We start from the raw sequence: 19,694 nt of genomic DNA on the forward strand, positions 1-19,694 counted from the left end.
AGAATAAAAAATGAACACAAAATTAACGTTAACTTTAGAAAAAGAAGTGATAGAAATCGCAAAAAAATATGCGAAAGAAAAAGGACAAAGCTTGTCTGAAATGGTAGAAAATTATTTCAAGTTTATAACAACGCCTGAAAATGTATTGAAGGAAAAAGAACTTTCTTATAAAGTAAGTAAGTTAAGAGGTATTATAAAAACAGATACTGATATCGATTACAAGAAAACGTTAACAGAAGAATTATCTAAAAAATATGGTTTATAAATTATTTATAGATTCTGATGTGGTTATTGATTTTTTTACAGACAGAACACCATTTGCAAATGCTGCAAGCGAAATTTTTGAGTTAAATGAAAAGGGAGATGTAATTATATATTTATCAGCAGTAAGCATTAATAACATTTATTATATTGTTAGAAGGTATTTAGGTCATAAAAAAACGCTTGAAATTATTGATGCTTTAACAGAAATGACTGAAATAGTAGGAACTACAAAACAAGAAATTTCACAAGCATTGAGAAATAATTTTAAGGATTTTGAAGATTCTATTCAGTATTCTTCTGCTTTAAACATTAGCGGTTTAGACGCAATCATAACTCGAAATATTAAAGATTACAAAAACTCGAAAATTGCAGTTATGACACCAACTAATTTTTTAAAAATAAAATTCTATAAATAGTATCCAACTTTAGTTGGATGTTATTAATAAATTACACAGATGGCTTTAGCCAAAATACTTATTAAAAAATAGTTTGGCTAAAGCGAATATTATTTGAAAACACATTTACAAATGGGTAAAATCCATTGCTATTAAACCTCTATTTATCCAATTAATAATAGTGTTTTAATAGTTTTTTTTAAAATGATAAAATCATATAAATTTCTGTATTACATCAGAATATAATTTAACTGTTCTCAAACAAAACCACAGTTTCTATATGACTCGTATGAGGAAATTGATCTACTAAACTAATTTTTTTAATCTGGTATCCAGCTTCAGCTAACAATTCTGTATCTCTTGCTTGCGTTGCAGGGTTACAAGAAACATACACCATTCTGTCTGCATTTAAGTTGATTATTTTTTGCAAGGTTTTTGGTGCAATTCCTGCTCTAGCAGGATCTAAAATAATGGTTTTAATTTTATTCTGATATTCAGGATGTGCAATTAAAAACTTACCAACATCAGCAGCATAAAATTGTACCCCATCAATATTATTTCTTTTGGCATTTTTCTCTGCATCTTCAATAGCAGAAGCTACAATATCTACACCAATAATTTTTGCATTTTCACTTTTAGAAGCTACAATCTGACCGATAGTTCCTGTTCCGCAGAATAAATCCATCACAACCGTATTGTCTACTTTCGTTTTATCTTCTAAAACATATTCAACAACTTTGTTGTATAATTTTTCGGCACATTTTGGGTTTGTTTGAAAAAAGCTTTTCATGCTAATTTCAAAGTTTAAGCCTAATAATTCTTCTACAATTTTATCTTTACCATACACCAAGTCTAAACTACCAGCAGTTGCAATAGTTCTATCTCCAGTTTCATCATTTATAGTATGCAATAAACCTGCTAAACGATCTCCGAAAATACCTTTTAGAAAATCTGTAAATTTCTGTAAATCAAAATTCTCTAACTCAGGAGAAGTGGTTACTAAATTACATAGTAATTCGTCTGTTTTAAAAGATTTTCTTACTACAAAGTATCTAAAGAAACCTGTCTTTTTTGGTCCATGCCAAGGTTCTAAACCAGTATCTATACAATATTGACGAATATTTTTTAGATTGTCTTCTAGTTGTTTATCAAACAAACCAGAGTCTTTTTCTAGATTATCTCCCATCCACCAAACACCACGTCTTTTAAAACCTAGTGTAAACTCGTCTTTATCTGTTTTGTTAATTCTATCATAACCAATTGCAGAAAAACCATATTCCATTTTATTTCTGTAATGAAATACATTTGGAGAAGTTACAAATTCATCAAAAAGATCTTCAATATTTTCTACTTTTCCTATTTTTTTAAATAAGGTTAAAGTACTTTCTTTTTTATATTGATGTTGTAATTCGATTGGTAATTGAATGTAAGGTGCCCCAGGAATATCTTGAAAAGGTACTTCAACTTCATCTTCAGATGGTTCTAAAACATCAATTAGTTTCGCTTCTGCATAGTTCTTACTAGACTTACTTATTTGTGCTTTTACCAATTGACCAGGTAAGGTATTGGGTACAAAAATAACAAAACTACCGTCTTCAGATTTTAGTCTTGCAATTCCTTTTCCGCCAAAAGCGTAATCTTCAATTTTTAATTCTAAAACTTGATTCTTCTTTACAAATTTATTTCGTTCTCTACGTGGCATTCTTACATTGTTTATGGTTGCAAAATTAGGGAAAATATAGTTTGATGAAACAAAAAAGGCTACTCATTTGAGTAGCCTTTTTATAATTGTAAGATTCTGTTTAGTTTCCAGCTTCTTTTTTAGCTTCTTTAATCATTTGTTCGTTTGCTACAATAGCAAATTCTACACGTCTGTTTTTGCTTCTTCCTTCTGCAGTTTCATTCGTTGCAATAGGATCATTAACACCTAAACCTTTGGTTTCAATTCTTGCGTTTCCTAAACCTTTAGTTGTTAAATAGTCTTTTACAGAACTCGCTCTTTTTGCAGATAAAGTTTGGTTGTATTCTACTCTACCAGTGCTATCTGTATAACCATAAATAACAATATTAGTGTTCTCGTAACTATTAAAAATAGGAACTAATTTTTCTAAATTTGCTTTTGCATCTGCAGATAAAGTTGCTTTATTTGTGTCAAATCTAACAGCGTTTTCACCTAAAGTTAACATAATTCCTTCACCAACCCTTTCTACTTCTGCACCAGGTAAAGCTTCTTCAATTTCTCTAGCTTGCTTGTCCATTTTATTACCGATAACTCCACCAGCAACACCACCAATTACACCACCTAAAACTGCTCCTAATTCAGAGTTTTTTCCGTTACCAACATTGTTACCAATTACAGCACCTAAAATTGCACCTGCAGCAGTACCAATACCAGCACCTTTTTGGGTGTTATTTGCATTTTTAACAGCTTCACAAGATGTTAGTGTACCAAAAGATATTAGTATTACTGCTAAGCTATAAATTATTGTTTTTTTCATCGTTTTTTTTTTATTAATTAGTTTGTTGAAATGTATATGTAATGTTTTTTTCTTGTCCTGCAACGTTAATTTTGTCAACTAAATCAAAACTTGTAGGAGTTAAATTTATCAATTTTAAAACAAAACCATTGTTAACTTTTTTTGCTTTGTAATCGTTAATAATTTTTAATACAAAGTTTCCTTCTTTATTAACATACCAAGTTATTGGAGAACTAAATTCTTTACAAGAAGTACTTGGGCTATTTAGTGCCATTTCTCCTTTATTGTTATTAGAAACAAAGTTCCAATTACTACCTATTAAACATTTAGAATCTGCTAAATTAAAAGAGGTTACTTTTAAATAATTTGATCCTGGGAAGTTTACATCAGTAATTGTGAAGTTTCCTTTTAAACTGCGTTCGGTTTTATTGTCTAATTTAGTATTGACTGTTGATGTAGATTTACACCCAATCATTGCTGTTAATAATAAGACAACACATAAAATTTTTTTCATAAATAATATAAATTAGTTTTTGTAAAGTTAAGAATACTTGTTGGCATTTTCTTTTTTAATATGCTATAGTTTTTTTGACACGTTTACTTGTAAATAGTCACTATTATTTTAAGTGAAATTTAATTAAAAACAATTACAGAAGAAAGATTTAGTAATTTCTGATACAAATAACATTTTCATGTAAAAAAAGAATCTAAATAAAAAGCGTTACTACTTTTTACAGTGGCAACGCTTTAAAGAATTTAGAGGCTATGTATTATTTAATATTCATAATATATTCAGAAATGTCTTTTAAATCTTCAACTTTCATAGTTTTTGTAATACTAAGACTTGTCTGCATAATTGCTGTTTGTCCGGTATCTGTTTCTACAATAGGTTTCGCTTTTCCTTGTAAAAACAACACAATGCTTCCTTTTTTTGCTTTGTATTTAGCCGCAATGTCTTTTAAAGAAGGGCCTACAACTTTTACTTTTTCTTGATGACACGCACTACATGTTTTACTGTTAAAAAGTTTTTTTCCATTTTCTAAAGAAGACTTTGTATGTGTAATTGTTTCTTTTTTTAAGGTAAAACTAGATAAGACAAAAAAGAGTGCTATAGGGCTTAATATAATTTTTTTCATTGTAAGTTTAGATTAAAAATGATCGTAAAAATAATCCGATGTTTTTTCTTTTATTATGATAAAAGTCACGTTAAAATATTTCATTACTTTTGCTAAACTTCGGGGATGATTTCTTTCCCACGCTGAATTTTCAGTTTTCACTGAAAGGATAAAGGTAGAACAGGAATGGTTATTTAATTATAAACATTTAAAACGAAAAAAAATGACTGTTTTAGACAAACTTACTTCGAAAGAAGCAATCGAATTAGAAAACAAATATGGCGCACACAACTATCATCCGCTTCCAGTGGTTTTAAGTAGAGGTGAAGGTGTATATGTTTGGGATGCAGAAGGAAAAAGATATTATGATTTTTTATCAGCATATTCTGCTGTAAATCAAGGGCACTGTCATCCTAAAATTGTAGATGCTATGGTAAATCAAGCAAAAACATTAACCTTAACTTCTAGAGCATTTTATAATGATGTGTTAGGAAAATATGAAAAATTTGCTACCGAACTTTTTGGTTTTGATAAACTTTTACCAATGAATACTGGTGCAGAAGCTGTAGAAACGGCTTTGAAAATTGCAAGAAAATGGGCGTATGAAATAAAAGGAATTAAAGAAAATAAAGCAGAAATAGTGGTTTGTGAAAATAATTTTCATGGAAGAACAACTACTATTATTTCTTTTTCTAATGACCCTGTGGCCAGAAAGAATTTTGGACCATATACAAAAGGGTTTATCAAAATTGAATATGATAATTTACAAGAATTACAAGAGGTTTTAGAAAGTAGTAATAATATTGCTGCATTTTTAGTAGAACCAATACAAGGAGAAGCTGGTGTTTATGTGCCTTCTGAAGGTTATTTAGCAGCTGCTAAAAAAATGTGTACAGATTATAACGTACTTTTTATTGCAGATGAGGTGCAAACAGGTATTGCAAGAACGGGTAAAATGTTAGCCGTAGATCATGAAAACGTACAACCAGATATTTTAATTTTGGGTAAAGCGCTAAGTGGTGGAGCGTATCCTGTTTCTGCTGTTTTGGCAAATAACAACATTATGGATGTTATTCAACCAGGAAATCATGGGTCTACATTTGGAGGAAACCCAATTGCTGCCGCTGTAGCAATTGCTGCTTTAGAAGTTGTTGCTGATGAAAAATTAGCAGAGAATGCAGAAACATTAGGGCAAATTTTTAGAACCGAATTAACTGCATTTGCAGAGGAAAACGATTTGGTAAAATCTGTAAGAGGTAAAGGGTTGCTAAATGCTGTTTTAATTAACGATACAGAAGATAGTTCTACTGCTTGGGATATTTGTATGAAATTGCGTGATAACGGTTTATTAGCAAAACCTACGCATGGAAATATTATTCGTTTTGCACCACCTTTGGTGATGAATAAAGAGCAGTTAATGGATTGTATTGCTATTATTAAAAATACAATTTCTGAATTTAAATAAGTAAGTAAACCAATGCTTGTTGTTTCTGCGGATGTAAAAAGAACAAGTTGATAAATATTTAGCCACGAATGCACAAAATTATAATTGTGAATTCGTGGCTTCTTTTTTTTGTTTATTTTTGAACAGACTAAACCATATAACTTAAATTATGATAAACAATCCTATTACACAATTAGAGCAATTAACAATAACGAGTGCTGCTAAAAGCTTTTTAAAAGAAACCGCTAAATGGGCTAAGTTTTTATCAATTATGGGGTTTATATTAATTGGGTTAATGTTGGTTTTTGCCATTTTTTCGACTACTATTTTTGAATTAGCAGCTCAAATGCAACCAAACATACCAAAAGGGTTAGGGGCAACCATGACTGCAACTTACTTGGTTTTATCTGTTGTTTACTTTTTTCCGGTGTATTATTTACTACAATTTTCTATGAAGATGAAAAAAGCATTGGCAACTAAAAGTGATGAAACTTTAACAAAATCTTTCGAAATGCTAAAATCGCATTATAAATTTATTGGAGTCTTTACAATTATAACCTTATCCTTATATGCTTTATTATTTGTTGCTGCTGCTTTTGGAGCTCTTTAATAAGTAAATTTAGTTCATAAAAAAAGGGAAGCATATACTTCCCTTTTTTTATGAACTAAAATATGTAAAATTATTCTTCTTTTTTTGTAGTTTTCTTCTTTCCAAAAAGGCCACCTAAAACATCTTTTACTTTATCAGTAACTTTGTCTTTTACATCTTCTTGTTTGGTAGAGTCTTTTTTAGTATCAATACCAATTAAGTCTTTTAGTTTGTCTTTTCCTTGATTTAACAAAGCGTTTTTTTGTTTTTCTACCAAGTCTTTTACCAAGTTTGCTGTTGCATCTTTAATGTTTGATGAAAAATTAGGACTTCCAAAACTACCTGTTAAGGTTCCTTTTACCGGAACACTTTTAATGCTAGCAGCATCTTTAGCAGTTAATTTTGCTATTAAATTGGTTACATCAGCACCTAAGTATTTTACAGGAATATCAAAAACAATATCGTAATTCATTGTTTGATCAAAACCATGTTTTCCGGATACTTGCATGCCAATATCTTGGTAATTAAGTTTAATAGGTTTTACCGTTACTTGTCCGTCTTTAAAAGAAAACAACCCTGTGGCTTCATGTAAATTTAATTTGCTAATGTCTAAAAAGCTTACTTTGTCACTTAATGTGGTTAACATTTTAGAATTACTCACCTTTAATTTTGTATCTAATAATTGACCTAATAAATCACCCGAAATGGTTTTTAAATTAGGTGTCATATCTTCATTTAAGTTCCCAGAAATGGTAATGGTAGAGTTCATTTTACCTTCAATCGTTTTAGCTATCGGAGCAATCGATTTTAACATATCTAACGCTCCAAAAGATTCACCAATATTTAATTTAGAAAGGTTTAAATCCATTTTAAAACTAGCCGTTTTTCCTTTTGTAGAAACATTTCCATTCATAGCAATGTTTCCTCCAAATATATCAGATTTAAGATTTTTTAAATCCACAGTTTCATTATGAATGTAAAGATCACCAGAAACATTGGTTAAGTTTATATTGTCATAAGCTACTTTTTTAGCATTTGCTGTAAACTTTACATCTAAAAATGCAGGGATTTTTAAAGTAGAGGTAGAAGTAGCGGTTGTTGTTTCTTTTGTTTCCGTAGATTCATCTGCAGCAATAAAATCGGCTACTTTAAGGTTGTTAGAGTTTAAAAGAAAGTTTCCTTTTAAAACTTCATCCTTAAAGATAAAACCATAGAAATTATCTAAATTTCCATTTATCGATAAATCTGATGTTCCTGTTTTTGCTTCAAATTCATTTAGTTTAATAGCGTTGGTGTTAAAAGTAACCTTGGCTTTGTTAATAAAAAAAGTATTTGCAACATCTGTACCTTCATATTTAAAACCACTAACGGTAACTTCTCCAGCATTTTTAATATTTTGGTAGTTGGCTTTCTCAACAGAATTCATATCAAAATTGGTTGTAATGTCTGCCTTTAAAACACCTGCTAATGCTTGTTTTACAGGAGCAGGATATACTTTACCAATATTAGCTAAATTAATAGTTCCTTTAGCTGCTATATTAATTCTTGGGTTGGTAGTAATATTACGAACGTTTCCGTTGGTAGAAAAAACATCTTCATCAATTTTAAAATTGAATTGATCAATACTTACGTAGGTATCTTTAATAAGGCCTGTTTTGTTTACAATTTTAGTGTCTATGTTTATATTAGTTACAGATTTTGGTAAATCAGCATATTTAAACAAAGCATTTTTAGAAATGATTGCGATATCAAAAGCAGGAATTGTGTTGTCTGACAAAGTTCCTTTTACAAAACCATTTACTTCAAAATTACCCTCCGTTTTAATCGATTCTAAATTACCTGCATATTGTTTAGGTAACAACGCCAAAGCATTTTTAAAAGAAGACGTTGGTGTTTTAAAATTAAGATCATATACTTGATTGTTACCAACTAGTTGAATAAAACCATCAAACTCTAAAGGCAACTGATTAATGTACCCTGTATTTTCTTTAAAGGTGTACTTACTGTTCTTTAGGTCGATGCCAAGAACGGCGTCTAAAGAAATTTTAACTTTACTTAGGTAGTTTGTGTTATCTAAATCGAAAGAAACAAAACCAGTTGTTTTGGTGTCTAAATTAAAAACATCTTCTGCAAAATTTCCTACACCAGTATGGTAAATACTATCAATACTTAATTTAGTATTGGTGCTTCTATCAAGATAATTAAAATTGATGTCTTCTAGTTCATACCCATCAATATTTAAAGAAAAAGAACTCTCGTCACTAGAAGTAGTGGTTTCTTTTGTGGTTTTAGCAATATCAAAATTACCATTTCCTTCCTTGTCAAAAATGATATTGATGTCTCCTTCTTTAGTAGTAATGTTTTTAATAGCAAGTGTTTCATCAGACTTTTTAAAAAGTTCTGTAATATTTAAAGCTAAACTTAATTCTTTAGCATTAAATAGAGTGTCGCCCACAAAAGGTTCTTTATTAGCCACTGCCAAATCATTAACCGTTAAGTTTAAAGAAGGAAAGTTTTTAAGAAGACTTAAGTTTGCTTCTTTAAAAGTTACTGTAGCATTTATGTTGTTATTAATGGTATTTGTAACCATTACAACAATTTTATCTTTAAATATAATAGGAATTGAAATTACGGCTATTACAAGCAGTAATACAACAATAGAAACCCATTTTAGAATTTTTTTACCTATTGATTTTTTTGTTTTTTCTGTATTTGCCATTTTTTCTACTTGATTAATTGTCAACTGCAAAAATACAATTTAGACACATAGTTTTATGTTTATAGAACGTTAAATGTATCAGAATCGTACATAAAAAAATACTGTAACTCTTGGTAAGAATTACAGTATTTATTATTTTTTTCAGGTAATTTATTGCCCAAAGACTTCGTTTACTCTTTGTTCTAACAAAGCAGGGTCTTGTAAAGCATCTAAACCAATTTTATAAAAAACCCATACAATTACTAAAATAAAAAGAGTGTTTAAGATAATGCCAATAATACCGGTTATTTTACCAGCTGTTGCGTTTCCTACACTGTTGTATTCTTCTGGGTTTTGTTTGTATTTAACAGTAGCTTTATGTCCTAAAATAAAGGCGATAATTCCTAAAGGTAAACCAATAATTCCGTAACAAATACAAGTTACTAAAGATAAAATACCAAGTACTAAAGACGTGGTTGCGTTGGGTAAGTTTTGTTTTTCCATTTTGTTTTTTTAAAGTGTAAATATAGGTTTCATTTTAATACCATAACTAATTATAATAATTAGAAGGTTTATAATAGCGAATGAAATAATTATTTTTTTACTGTTTTTAAATTTTTTTCTATAGTTGATCAATAAAAAGAGCGCAAATAAAACCAATGTATAAATAGCAGGATACATTTTAAAAGCATCTGTAAACTCACCTTTTATAAGTAACACAAATGCTCTTTGTATTCCGCAACCTAAACAATCTATCCCAAAGAGCGATTTATTTAGGCAAGGCAGTAAATAATCATTTGTAGTTAAAAACATAGTTTTTATTTAAACATATCCATACCAGGAATGTTTGGCATACCGCTTTTTGCAGCAACAGCCATTTCTGCTTCGTTAATTTTGGTTGCTTTTTCAATCGCTTTATTTAAAGCAATAATTAAGTAGTCTTCTAATTCTTCTGCATCAGAAAGCAAAGCATTATCAATAGAAATAGATTTTATTTCTCTGTTGGCAGTTAAGGTAATTTTTAGTTTTCCGTCTGCAGCAACTTCATCGACTAAAACATTGTTTAATCTTATTTTTGTTTCTTCTACTTTTTGCTGTGTTTCTTTTAGCTTATTCATCATTCCAGATAGGTCTCCAAACATTGTTTTTCTTGATTATAATTTAGTTGGCTACAAATTTAGTATTTTTATAAGAATTTAAATCTCCCAAAAATGAGAAAAATTGTTATTCCTTTCGTTGTTTTAAGTCTTACATTTGCAACCGCTTGTAAAAATAAGACCATGAAAAGTACAGATGCAAAAACTCCAGTAGCAGAAAAACAGCCTACAAAGTTAGAGAAACACGGAGATGTTAGAATAGATAATTATTTTTGGATGCGTTTGTCTGACGAACAAAAAAATGCAGTAGAAAAAGATGCTCATACTCAAAAAGTAGTAGACTATTTAGAAGAAGAAAATACATATTATAAAGAAGTAACAGCTTATACAGAACCTTTTCAGGAAGCTTTATTTGAAGAAATGAAAGGTAGAATAAAAGAAGATGATTCTTCTGTACCTTATAAGGATAACGGATATTTTTATATTACTCGTTATGAAGTTGGAAATCAATACCCAATTTATAGCCGTAAAAAAGAAAACTTAGAAGCGGAAGAAGAGGTGCTTTTTAATGTAAACGAAATGGCTAAAGATTTCGATTACTATCAATTAGGCGGTTTAAATGTTTCTTCGGATAATAAATTGATGGTTTTTGCCACCGATACGGTAAGTAGAAGACAGTATTTTTTAAGAATTAAAAACTTAGAAACAGGCAAAATTTATAAAGATATTATAGAAAATACTACAGGAGGTTCTGTTTGGGCAAATGATAATAAAACTATTTTTTATACAAAAAAAGATCCTGTAACTTTACGTAGTTCAAGTGTTTATAGACATGTGTTAGGAACGCCAACAAGTGAAGATGTAGAGGTTTTTTATGAAAAAGACGATACGTTTGGTACGTATGTTACCAAATCTAAATCAGATAAATACATTATTATAGGTTCTTATAGTACGGTTTCTACAGAGGCACAGTATTTAGATGCAGACAATCCTACAGGAGCCTTTACAATGCTGCAACCAAGAGAAAGAGATTTAGAATACAGTGTAGCACATTTTGGAGATTATTTTTATTTGTTAACCAATAAAGATAATGCCATCAACTTTAAGTTGATGAAAACACCAATAACTAATACTACTAAAGATAATTGGGTAGATGTAATTCCGCATAGAGATGATACTTTATTAGAAGATTTTTCTATATTTAAAGATTATTTAGTTTTAGAAGAGCGTACTAATGGTTTAAATAAAATACGCATTAAACGTTGGGATGAAACCGAAGATTACTATTTACCTTTTAACGAAGAAACGTATTCTGTAGGAGTGTATGCAAATCCAGATTTTGATACGGATGTTATTCGTTATTCATATAATTCTTTTACAACACCAAGTTCTGTCATTGACTTTAATATGAAAGATCAATCTAATGAAATTAAAAAAGAACAAGAAGTTTTAGGAGGAGAATTTAAAAAAGAAAATTATATAAGTAAACGTGTTTGGGCAACTACAAGAGACGGAAAAGAAGTTGCAATTTCTTTGGTGTACCATAAAGATACAAAACTTAATAATTCTACACCTGTATTACAATATGCTTATGGCTCTTATGGGTATACAATACCAGATAGTTTTTCTACAACTCGTTTAAGTTTGTTAGATAGAGGTTTTGTGTATGCGTTGGCACACATACGTGGTAGCGAGTATTTAGGAAGAGAATGGTATGAAGACGGTAAAATGTTAAACAAGAAAAATACCTTTAACGACTTTATAGATTGTTCTCAATATTTAATTGATAACAACTACACATGTTCAGAGCATTTATACGCTATGGGTGGTTCTGCCGGAGGATTGTTAATGGGCGCTATTGTAAATATGAACCCAGAATTATATAACGGAATTATTGCATCTGTACCTTTTGTTGATGTAATTTCTACAATGTTAGATGATAGTATTCCTCTTACTACGGGAGAATATGATGAATGGGGAAACCCTAATGATAAGGAATATTACGATTATATTAAATCGTATTCTCCTTATGATCAAGTAGCTGCAAAAGAGTATCCAAATATTTTGGTAACTACAGGTTTTCATGACTCTCAAGTACAGTATTGGGAGCCAGCTAAATGGGTTGCAAAATTAAGAGAATTAAAAACAGACAATAATTTATTGTTATTAGAAACCAATATGGAAGCAGGTCATGGAGGAGCATCTGGTCGTTTTGATGCTTTAAAAGAAACCGCTAAAATGTATACTTTCTTTTTAGCCTTAGAACATAAATTAGATGGTAAAAAAAATTAAGTCTTAAAAACAGTTTCAGTATTTAAGGATTAACCGTACTTTTGCCACAAGAATCAAAGATAAAATAAATATCATTGCGAGCGTAACGAAGCTATTTTTTTAATAGAAATAGATAAAATTGTCACGTTATCTCGTAATGATATTTACTTTGAGAATAGTGAGAGAATGACTAGAAATAAAGGGATTACAAATTCAATATTAGATTTAGTAGGTGAAACCCCACTAATAAAACTTCATAAGATTACCAAGAATTTACCTGGTTCGTATTACGCAAAATTCGAAGCTTTTAATCCCGGTCATTCAGCAAAAGATAGAATTGCATTACACATTGTACAAGACGCAGAAAAAAAAGGCATCCTTAAAAAAGGCGCTACTATTGTAGAAACAACTTCTGGTAATACAGGGTTTAGTTTGGCAATGATAAGCATTGTAAAAGGATACAAATGTATTTTAGCTGTGAGCGATAAATCTTCTAAAGATAAAATAGATTTACTAAAATCTATGGGAGCAGAAGTGCATATTTGCCCTGCAAACGTAGCTCCAGATGATCCTAGATCTTATTATGAAGTTGCTAAAAAAATCCATAAAAAAACAAAGAATTCAGTGTATATTAACCAGTATTTTAATGAGCTAAATATAGAAGCACATTACAAAAGTACAGGTCCAGAAATCTGGGAACAAACAGATGGTAAAATTACACATTTAGTAGTAGCAAGTGGTACTGGAGGCACTATCTCTGGTACAGGAAAGTATTTAAAAGAACAAAACCCAAACATCAAAATTTTAGGAGTAGATGCTATTGGTTCTGTGTTAAAAAAATACCACGAAACCAAAGAATTCGATTTAGAAGAGGTGAGCCCATATAAAATTGAAGGATTAGGTAAAAACTTAATTCCTACAGCGACCGATTTTGATGTGATAGATATCTATGAAAAAGTTTCTGATAAAGAAGCTGCATTAGAGGCTAGAAATATTGTTAAAAAAGAAGGGATTTTTCCAGGGTATACAAGTGGAGCTGTAATGCAAGCAACAAAACAATACGCAGCAAAAAATATGTTTGATGAGAATAGTTTTGTAGTGTTAGTTTTTGCAGATCATGGATCTCGTTATATGAATAAAATTTATAGCGATGATTGGATGAAACAGAACGATTTTTTGTAAATAGAATAGAACTTAACACAATTTGATAAACTGCAAAAAAAACGGTTACTTTGCAGTTCGAAGAATAATATAAAATAGAGCACATGACGAAAGATTTATTTGAAAGAATAGAAGCAGATAAAGGTCCCTTAGGTAAATGGGCAAAACAAGCAGAAGGCTATTATGTTTTTCCTAAATTAGAAGGACCAATATCTAACAGAATGTCTTTTAATGGTAAAAAAGTTGTTACTTGGAGTATCAATGATTATTTAGGTTTAGCAAATCACCCAGAAGTTTTAAAAGCAGATGGAGCTGCTGCTACAGAGCACGGTATGGCTTACCCAATGGGAGCAAGAATGATGTCTGGGCATACTAAATTTCATGAACAATTAGAGCAAGAATGTGCTGAGTTTGTAGAAAAAGATGCTGCATATTTAGTAAACTTTGGATATCAAGGAATGGTATCTGCAATTGATGCTTTGGTAACTAAGCACGATGTTATTGTATACGACATGGATACTCATGCATGTATTATAGATGGAGTTCGTTTACACGCTGGTAAACGTTTTGTTTATAAGCATAATGACATGGTAAGTTTTGAAAAAAACATTAAGCGTGCTCAAAAGATGGCAGAAAAAACAGGCGGAGGAATTTTAGTGATTTCTGAAGGTGTTTTTGGTATGCGAGGAGAACAAGGACGGTTAAAAGAAATTGTTGCTTTTAAAAAAGAATATAATTTTAGATTGCTAGTAGATGATGCACATGGTTTTGGTACTTTAGGTAAAGATGGTAAAGGAACAGGTGTAGAGCAAGGAGTACAAGATGAAATAGATGTATACTTTGCAACGTTTGCAAAATCTATGGCAGGTATTGGAGCTTTTTTTGCAGGGAATAAAGAAGTAATTCAGTATTTACAATACAATATGCGTTCTCAAATGTTTGCAAAATCATTACCAATGGCAATGGTTAAAGGAGCATTAAAACGTTTAGATATGTTACGTACAATGCCAGAATTGAAAGAAACATTGTGGAGAAACACAAATGCTTTACAATCTGGTTTACGTGCTGCTGGTTTCGATTTAGGAACTACGCAAACTTGTATAACACCCGTATTTTTAAAAGGAGATATACCAGAAGCAATGGCAATGGTAAATGATTTACGTGAAAACCACGGAATCTTTTGTTCTATTGTAGTGTACCCAGTAATACCAAAAGGATTAATTATTTTAAGATTGATACCAACTGCAACACACACACAAGATGATATTGATGAAACAATTACCGCTTTTTCTGCGATTAGAGAATTGCTAGAAAATGGTACGTATAAAAAAATTGCAGCTTCAATGGTGTAATTCTACTTTTTATTTACATATAATATAAAAACCGAGCTATTAAACTCGGTTTTTTGTTTTTATATTTCTTATATTATTTTATTATCATAAAAAAACCACTTATTACAGTGGTTTTAATTGTTGTTTATAGTTTTATTATTTCCATCCTCCGCCTAAAGATTTGTAAATGTGAATGTTTGCTATTAATTGATCTTTTTTAGTTTCAATCAATTCAATTTTTGCATCTAACGCCTCTCTCTGGGTAAGTAAAACCTCTAAATAATCTGCTCTAGCAGATTTAAATAAACGTGTAGAAAGAGCTATCGAGTTTGTTAAAATTGATACCTGTTCTGCTTTTAAGTTATAAATAGTTTTTAGGTTTTTAATATTAGAAAGCTCATTTGCAACTTCTATATATGCATTTAAAATAGCTTTTTCATATTCAAAAATCGATTGTAACTGTTGATCACTTGCATTTTTATAAGCTGCTTTTATAGCATTTCTATTAATTAAAGGACCTACAACATCACCAATTAAAGAATACGCAAGAGATTCTGGAGTGCTTGTTAAAAATTTTGGTTTAAAAGACTCTAAACCTACACCTGCACTAATATCAACAGAAGGATAAAAATTAGCTCTAGCAACTTTTGTATTTAATTTAGAAGCTGCTAATTCAAATTCTGCTCTCCTAATATCAGGTCTGTTTTGTAGCAATTGAGAAGGAACACCAGCGTATGTAGTGTCTATTTTAGTTGTTAAAAACTCTTTAGATTTTCTTTTTACATACTGAGGTCTTTGCCCTGTTAAAAAATTAATTTTATGTTCTGTAACCACAATTTTTTGCTCAATTTCGTGCTTTTCGCTTCGGTTTTTAATCACTTCTGCTTTAAATCTACTAACGGCTAACTCTGTTGTTTTTGCAGCTTCCTTCTGTAGTTTTACAATTCTTAAAGCATTTTTCTGAATATCTAAATTTTGATTTACAATATCTAATTGATTATCTAAAGCCATCAACTCATAATACGTATCTGCAATTTCCGAAACTAAATTAGTCGTCATAAAGTTTTTACCTTCTACAGAAGATAAATATTCATAAACGGCTGCTTTTTTCTCATTTCTTAATTTTTTCCAAATATCTAATTCCCATGAAGCAGAGAGACCTACAGAATAATTAGTTAGAGGTTCAGGAAATTCTTTCCCATCAATTTCTAATTGTTTTTCTACTGAACCATTTCTGGTGTGTTCTCCTACTTTTTCTACTTCAGCTCTAGCAAAAATATTTACAAAAGGAAGGTATTCTCCTTTTTTAGCCTGAATCTGATTTTTAAACATATCTACACTTTGTAACATTATATTTAATTCTTGATTATGTACCAATGCAGTATCAATCAAAGAAATTAAATAAGGATCAGAGAAGAATGAACGCCATTCAGTTTTTGCAGTATTTAAAGTATCTACACTTTTATTTAAATATGTTTCTGGAACAGCAGTGTTTTCTTTTCTTACTTCTCTAGTAGGTACGCAGGAATGTAAAAGCATTACCGCGCAAATACCTACTAAAAATAGTTTGCTGTTTTTTATACTATTTTTCATTATCTTTTCTTTTGGTTAATTTTTTCAAAAGTTTTGAAATTTCTTGAATTTTAAGTTTTAATTTGCTTGTACTATCGTCTTGAATTTTGTGCATCAATTCTTCTGATAATGGTTGGCTTTCCTCATCTTTAATTAAACTTTTACCATCTGCCATTTTAGCAAAAACAAAGTAAAGACCAGGAATTAATAAAACACCAAATACAGTACCAATTAACATACCTCCAAGAGCAGAACCACCAATGGTTCTATTACCAATTGCACCAGCTCCAGTGGCAAAAACTAACGGAATTAAACCAGCAACAAAAGCAAAAGAGGTCATTAAAATAGGTCTAAACCTTGCTTTAGAACCTTCTACGGCAGCTTGTAAAATTGTGGCGCCTTGGCGTCTTTTTTGTACAGCAAATTCAACAATTAATACGGCATTTTTACCGAGTAAACCAACCAGCATAATAATACCAATTTGGGCATAAACATCATTGGCAAGTCCCATCGCTTTCAGTAAGAAAAAGGAACCAAAAACACCAACAGGTAAAGAAAGAATAACAGCTAAAGGCAATAAGAAACTTTCATATTGAGCAGCTAAAACAAAGTACACAAAAATTAATACAACAATAAAAATGTATAGAGATTCATTTCCTCTATTTGCTTCATCAAAAGTTAAACCTTCCCAACCAACATCATAGCCTTTTGGTAATTCTTTAGCGGCAACTTCTTTTATCGCTTTAATAGCATCTCCACTTGTAAAACCTTTTGCAGGTAAACCTCTAATGGTAGCAGAATTATATAAATTATACCTTGTAATCTCATTAGGACCTAGTTCTTTTGTGATAGTCATAAATGAAGAATAAGGAACCATTTCTCCGGATTCACTTTTTACATATAATTTTTCTAAATCTGTAGGAAGTCTTCTATATTCTGGTGCGGCTTGTGTATACACTTTAAAGAATCTACCAAAACGAATAAATCCTTGCTCGTAAGTACTACCAATTAAGATGTTAAGGTTTTCCATTGCTTTACCAATGCTTACCCCTTTTTGCATGGCAACTTTGTTGTTAATTTTTAATTTATACTGTGGATAATTAGCAGAGAAGAATGTAAACAAACCCGTTAACTCTTTACGTTTAGATAAAGCAGCCATAAATTCTTTGTTTATTCTTTCAAATTCATGATAACCTGTAGAGTTTGTTTTATCTAATAAACGCATAGAGAATCCACCAGAAGAACCAAACCCAGGAACCGCAGGTGGTTCAAAATACTCTATAACTGCACCTAAATCTTTTGTTTCTTCTTCTAATTCTTCCATAATTTCGTGTACAGAATGTTCACGATCATGCCAAGATTTTAGGTTGATGATGCATGTACCGGCATTAGACCCTCTACCTTCAGTCATAATTTCATAACCTGCTAAAGAAGAAACCGATGCAACTCCTTCTGTTTCTTCACAGATTTTTTGTAATTTCTTAGCAACTTCATTTGTTCTTTCTAAGGTTGCTCCAGGTGGAGTTTGAATAATTGCATAAATCATTCCTTGATCTTCATTAGGAATAAAACCTGCAGGTAGTGTTTTATTTGTGATAAAAATTCCCGCACAGAAAGCAATTAAAAGACCGAATGTTACAATTCTTCTCGCAACAATTTTGTTCAATATTTTTACATAACTTCCAGTAAGTCTTTCGAAACCTGCATTAAACCAACGAATAAAACGATCTATTGGAGATTTACTTTTTGGTTTACCATGATTGTTTTTTAACATCATAGCACAAAGAACTGGTGTTAATGTTAGGGCAACAATTGCAGAAATTACAATAGAACCCGCCATTGTTATCGAAAACTGACGATAGAAAACACCTACAGGTCCGGTCATAAATGAAGTAGGAATAAATACAGAAACCATTACTAATGTAATTGCAATAATTGCGCCTCCAATTTCATTTAAAACTTCATAAGACGCTTTGTATGGAGTAAGATTGTCTTCTTCCATTTTAACATGAACAGCCTCTACCACAACAATGGCATTATCTACAACAATACCAATTGCCAATACTAAAGCAAAAAGTGTAATTAAGTTAATGGAAAGACCAAATAGCTGCATTACAAAAAAGGAGCCAATTAAAGAAACAGGTACCGCAATAATAGGTATTAATGTAGAACGCCAATCTCCCAAAAATAAGAAAACAACAATTCCTACCAATATAAAAGCATCTCTAAGCGTATGTAAAACTTGTTCTACAGATGCATCTAAGAAATTAGAAACATCATAACTAATTTTAAAATCAATTCCCGGAGGTAAATCAACTTCTAACTCTTTTAATTTTTCTTTAACCGTCTTAATTACATCACTACCATTACTACCAAAAGTTTGTTTTAGAACGATAGAGGCAGAGGGATGTCCGTCTAAATTAGAATAGATATCAAAAAATTCACTTCCTAATTCTACATCAGCAATATCAGATAGTTTTACTATTTGACCATCTTCATTTGCTTTAACAATTATCTCTTTGTACTGGTCTGCTTTATTATACCTGTTTTCATAAGTTAAAACATATTCTAAAGATTGTGCTGTTTTACCAGAGCTTCTTCCTAAACGACCAGGTCTTGCCAAAATACTTTGGTCTTCCATGGCTTCTAAAACTTCTTCCGCAGAAATTTTATACGCTCTCATTCTGTCTGGTTTTAACCAAACTCTCATAGCATATTTTCTGCTTCCTAAAATTTTTGCACTTGCAATACCGTTAATACGTTGTATTTCTGGGATAATTTTTGTGTACGCGTAGTTGTATAAAAACTTTTCATCATTCTTTTTTTCTTTGCTAAAAAGATTCACATACATTAACATACTCGGTTGTACTGGTGTAATAACAACACCTTCTCGTTGTACCAATTCTGGTAATAACGGCATTACTTGATCTACTCTGGTTTTTATCCTAACTACTGCTTGGTTTGGGTCTGTACCGGGCTCGAAAATAATACGTAAGGTTCCTTCTCCAGCACTTGTTGCATCCGAAGCTATATAACGCATTCCTTGTACCCCGTTTATGGCAGTTTCTAAAGGAATTAACGTAGAGTTTACCAATACATCTGCACTAGAACCAGGATATGCAATAAAGATATTTACGGTTGTAGGTGCAATTGGTGGAAATTGTGATATGGGTAATTGCTTAATAGCAAGCGACCCTATAAATACGATCATCACCGAAATGACAATAGCCAAAACGGGTCTTTTTATAAATTTACTAAACATGTTTTTGTAGTTTTAATT

The 19,694-nt window shown here is 30.8% G+C and carries 17 protein-coding genes; 7 read left to right on the forward strand and 10 right to left on the reverse strand.

Features of this window, described 5'->3' with window-relative positions; genetic code table 11:
• Positions 1–10: 10 nt before the first annotated feature.
• Both GQR92_RS17220 and GQR92_RS17225 read left to right on the forward strand, forming a co-directional pair.
• Positions 11–265 (forward strand): DUF6364 family protein, encoded by a 255-nt coding sequence (locus GQR92_RS17220; RefSeq protein WP_158841677.1) that lies wholly within the window; start codon positions 11–13, stop codon positions 263–265.
• Complete coding sequence (locus tag GQR92_RS17225; RefSeq protein ID WP_158841679.1) at positions 255–680, forward strand: type II toxin-antitoxin system VapC family toxin; 426 nt, start codon at positions 255–257, stop codon at positions 678–680. The genes GQR92_RS17220 and GQR92_RS17225 overlap by 11 nt, the downstream gene beginning before the upstream one ends.
• A gap of 226 nt (positions 681–906) precedes the next feature.
• Here GQR92_RS17225 and rlmD read toward each other — a convergent pair whose 3' ends face one another.
• From rlmD to GQR92_RS17245, 4 genes are all read right to left on the reverse strand, one after another.
• On the reverse strand, positions 907–2,361 hold the full coding sequence (gene rlmD, locus GQR92_RS17230) for a 23S rRNA (uracil(1939)-C(5))-methyltransferase RlmD (RefSeq protein ID WP_158841681.1): 1,455 nt from the start codon (positions 2,359–2,361) through the stop codon (positions 907–909).
• Positions 2,362–2,461: 100 nt separating this feature from the next.
• Entirely contained in the window at positions 2,462–3,157 is a 696-nt protein-coding gene (locus GQR92_RS17235; protein WP_158841683.1) for an OmpA family protein, read from the reverse strand.
• Positions 3,158–3,170: 13 nt separating this feature from the next.
• Positions 3,171–3,650, reverse strand: coding sequence for a hypothetical protein (locus GQR92_RS17240; protein ID WP_158841685.1), 480 nt, complete (start codon positions 3,648–3,650; stop codon positions 3,171–3,173).
• A gap of 256 nt (positions 3,651–3,906) precedes the next feature.
• Positions 3,907–4,272, reverse strand: a complete 366-nt coding sequence (locus GQR92_RS17245) for a c-type cytochrome (protein WP_158841688.1) — start codon at positions 4,270–4,272, stop codon at positions 3,907–3,909.
• Between the two features lie 202 nt (positions 4,273–4,474).
• Between GQR92_RS17245 and rocD the strand changes: the two genes are divergently transcribed.
• Together rocD and GQR92_RS17255 are read left to right on the forward strand one after the other, a co-directional pair.
• On the forward strand, positions 4,475–5,716 hold the full coding sequence (gene rocD / locus GQR92_RS17250; RefSeq protein ID WP_158841690.1) for an ornithine--oxo-acid transaminase: 1,242 nt from the start codon (positions 4,475–4,477) through the stop codon (positions 5,714–5,716).
• Positions 5,717–5,864: 148 nt separating this feature from the next.
• Entirely contained in the window at positions 5,865–6,305 is a 441-nt protein-coding gene (locus GQR92_RS17255) for a DUF5362 family protein (protein ID WP_233269906.1), read from the forward strand.
• Between the two features lie 70 nt (positions 6,306–6,375).
• Here the strand turns inward: GQR92_RS17255 and GQR92_RS17260 are convergent, their stop codons facing one another.
• From GQR92_RS17260 to GQR92_RS17275, 4 genes are all read right to left on the reverse strand, one after another.
• Complete coding sequence (locus GQR92_RS17260; protein WP_158841692.1) at positions 6,376–9,003, reverse strand: AsmA family protein; 2,628 nt, start codon at positions 9,001–9,003, stop codon at positions 6,376–6,378.
• A 150-nt stretch (positions 9,004–9,153) separates the two neighbouring features.
• Entirely contained in the window at positions 9,154–9,486 is a 333-nt protein-coding gene (locus GQR92_RS17265) for a CCC motif membrane protein (RefSeq protein ID WP_158841694.1), read from the reverse strand.
• Positions 9,487–9,495: 9 nt separating this feature from the next.
• On the reverse strand, positions 9,496–9,795 hold the full coding sequence (locus tag GQR92_RS17270; RefSeq protein WP_158841696.1) for a DUF2752 domain-containing protein: 300 nt from the start codon (positions 9,793–9,795) through the stop codon (positions 9,496–9,498).
• Between the two features lie 5 nt (positions 9,796–9,800).
• Entirely contained in the window at positions 9,801–10,124 is a 324-nt protein-coding gene (locus GQR92_RS17275; protein WP_158841698.1) for a YbaB/EbfC family nucleoid-associated protein, read from the reverse strand.
• A gap of 138 nt (positions 10,125–10,262) precedes the next feature.
• On the opposite strand from GQR92_RS17275, the gene GQR92_RS17280 reads away from it, so the two are divergent.
• From GQR92_RS17280 to GQR92_RS17290, 3 genes are all read left to right on the forward strand, one after another.
• Positions 10,263–12,371, forward strand: coding sequence for a S9 family peptidase (locus GQR92_RS17280; RefSeq protein WP_158842241.1), 2,109 nt, complete (start codon positions 10,263–10,265; stop codon positions 12,369–12,371).
• 165 nt (positions 12,372–12,536) lie between these two features.
• Positions 12,537–13,532 carry a PLP-dependent cysteine synthase family protein gene (locus GQR92_RS17285; RefSeq protein ID WP_158841700.1) on the forward strand — a complete coding sequence of 332 codons (996 nt, stop codon included), beginning with the start codon at positions 12,537–12,539 and terminating at the stop codon, positions 13,530–13,532.
• 83 nt (positions 13,533–13,615) lie between these two features.
• On the forward strand, positions 13,616–14,863 hold the full coding sequence (locus tag GQR92_RS17290) for an aminotransferase class I/II-fold pyridoxal phosphate-dependent enzyme (protein WP_158841702.1): 1,248 nt from the start codon (positions 13,616–13,618) through the stop codon (positions 14,861–14,863).
• A 135-nt stretch (positions 14,864–14,998) separates the two neighbouring features.
• On the opposite strand, the gene GQR92_RS17295 is transcribed toward GQR92_RS17290, so the two are convergent.
• Together GQR92_RS17295 and GQR92_RS17300 are read right to left on the reverse strand one after the other, a co-directional pair.
• Entirely contained in the window at positions 14,999–16,435 is a 1,437-nt protein-coding gene (locus tag GQR92_RS17295; protein WP_158841704.1) for a TolC family protein, read from the reverse strand.
• Positions 16,425–19,676, reverse strand: coding sequence for an efflux RND transporter permease subunit (locus GQR92_RS17300; RefSeq protein WP_158841706.1), 3,252 nt, complete (start codon positions 19,674–19,676; stop codon positions 16,425–16,427). The genes GQR92_RS17295 and GQR92_RS17300 overlap by 11 nt, the downstream gene beginning before the upstream one ends.
• Between the last annotated feature and the right edge of the window lie 18 nt (positions 19,677–19,694).

Source organism: Polaribacter sp. L3A8 (assembly GCF_009796785.1).
GTDB lineage: Bacteria > Bacteroidota > Bacteroidia > Flavobacteriales > Flavobacteriaceae > Polaribacter.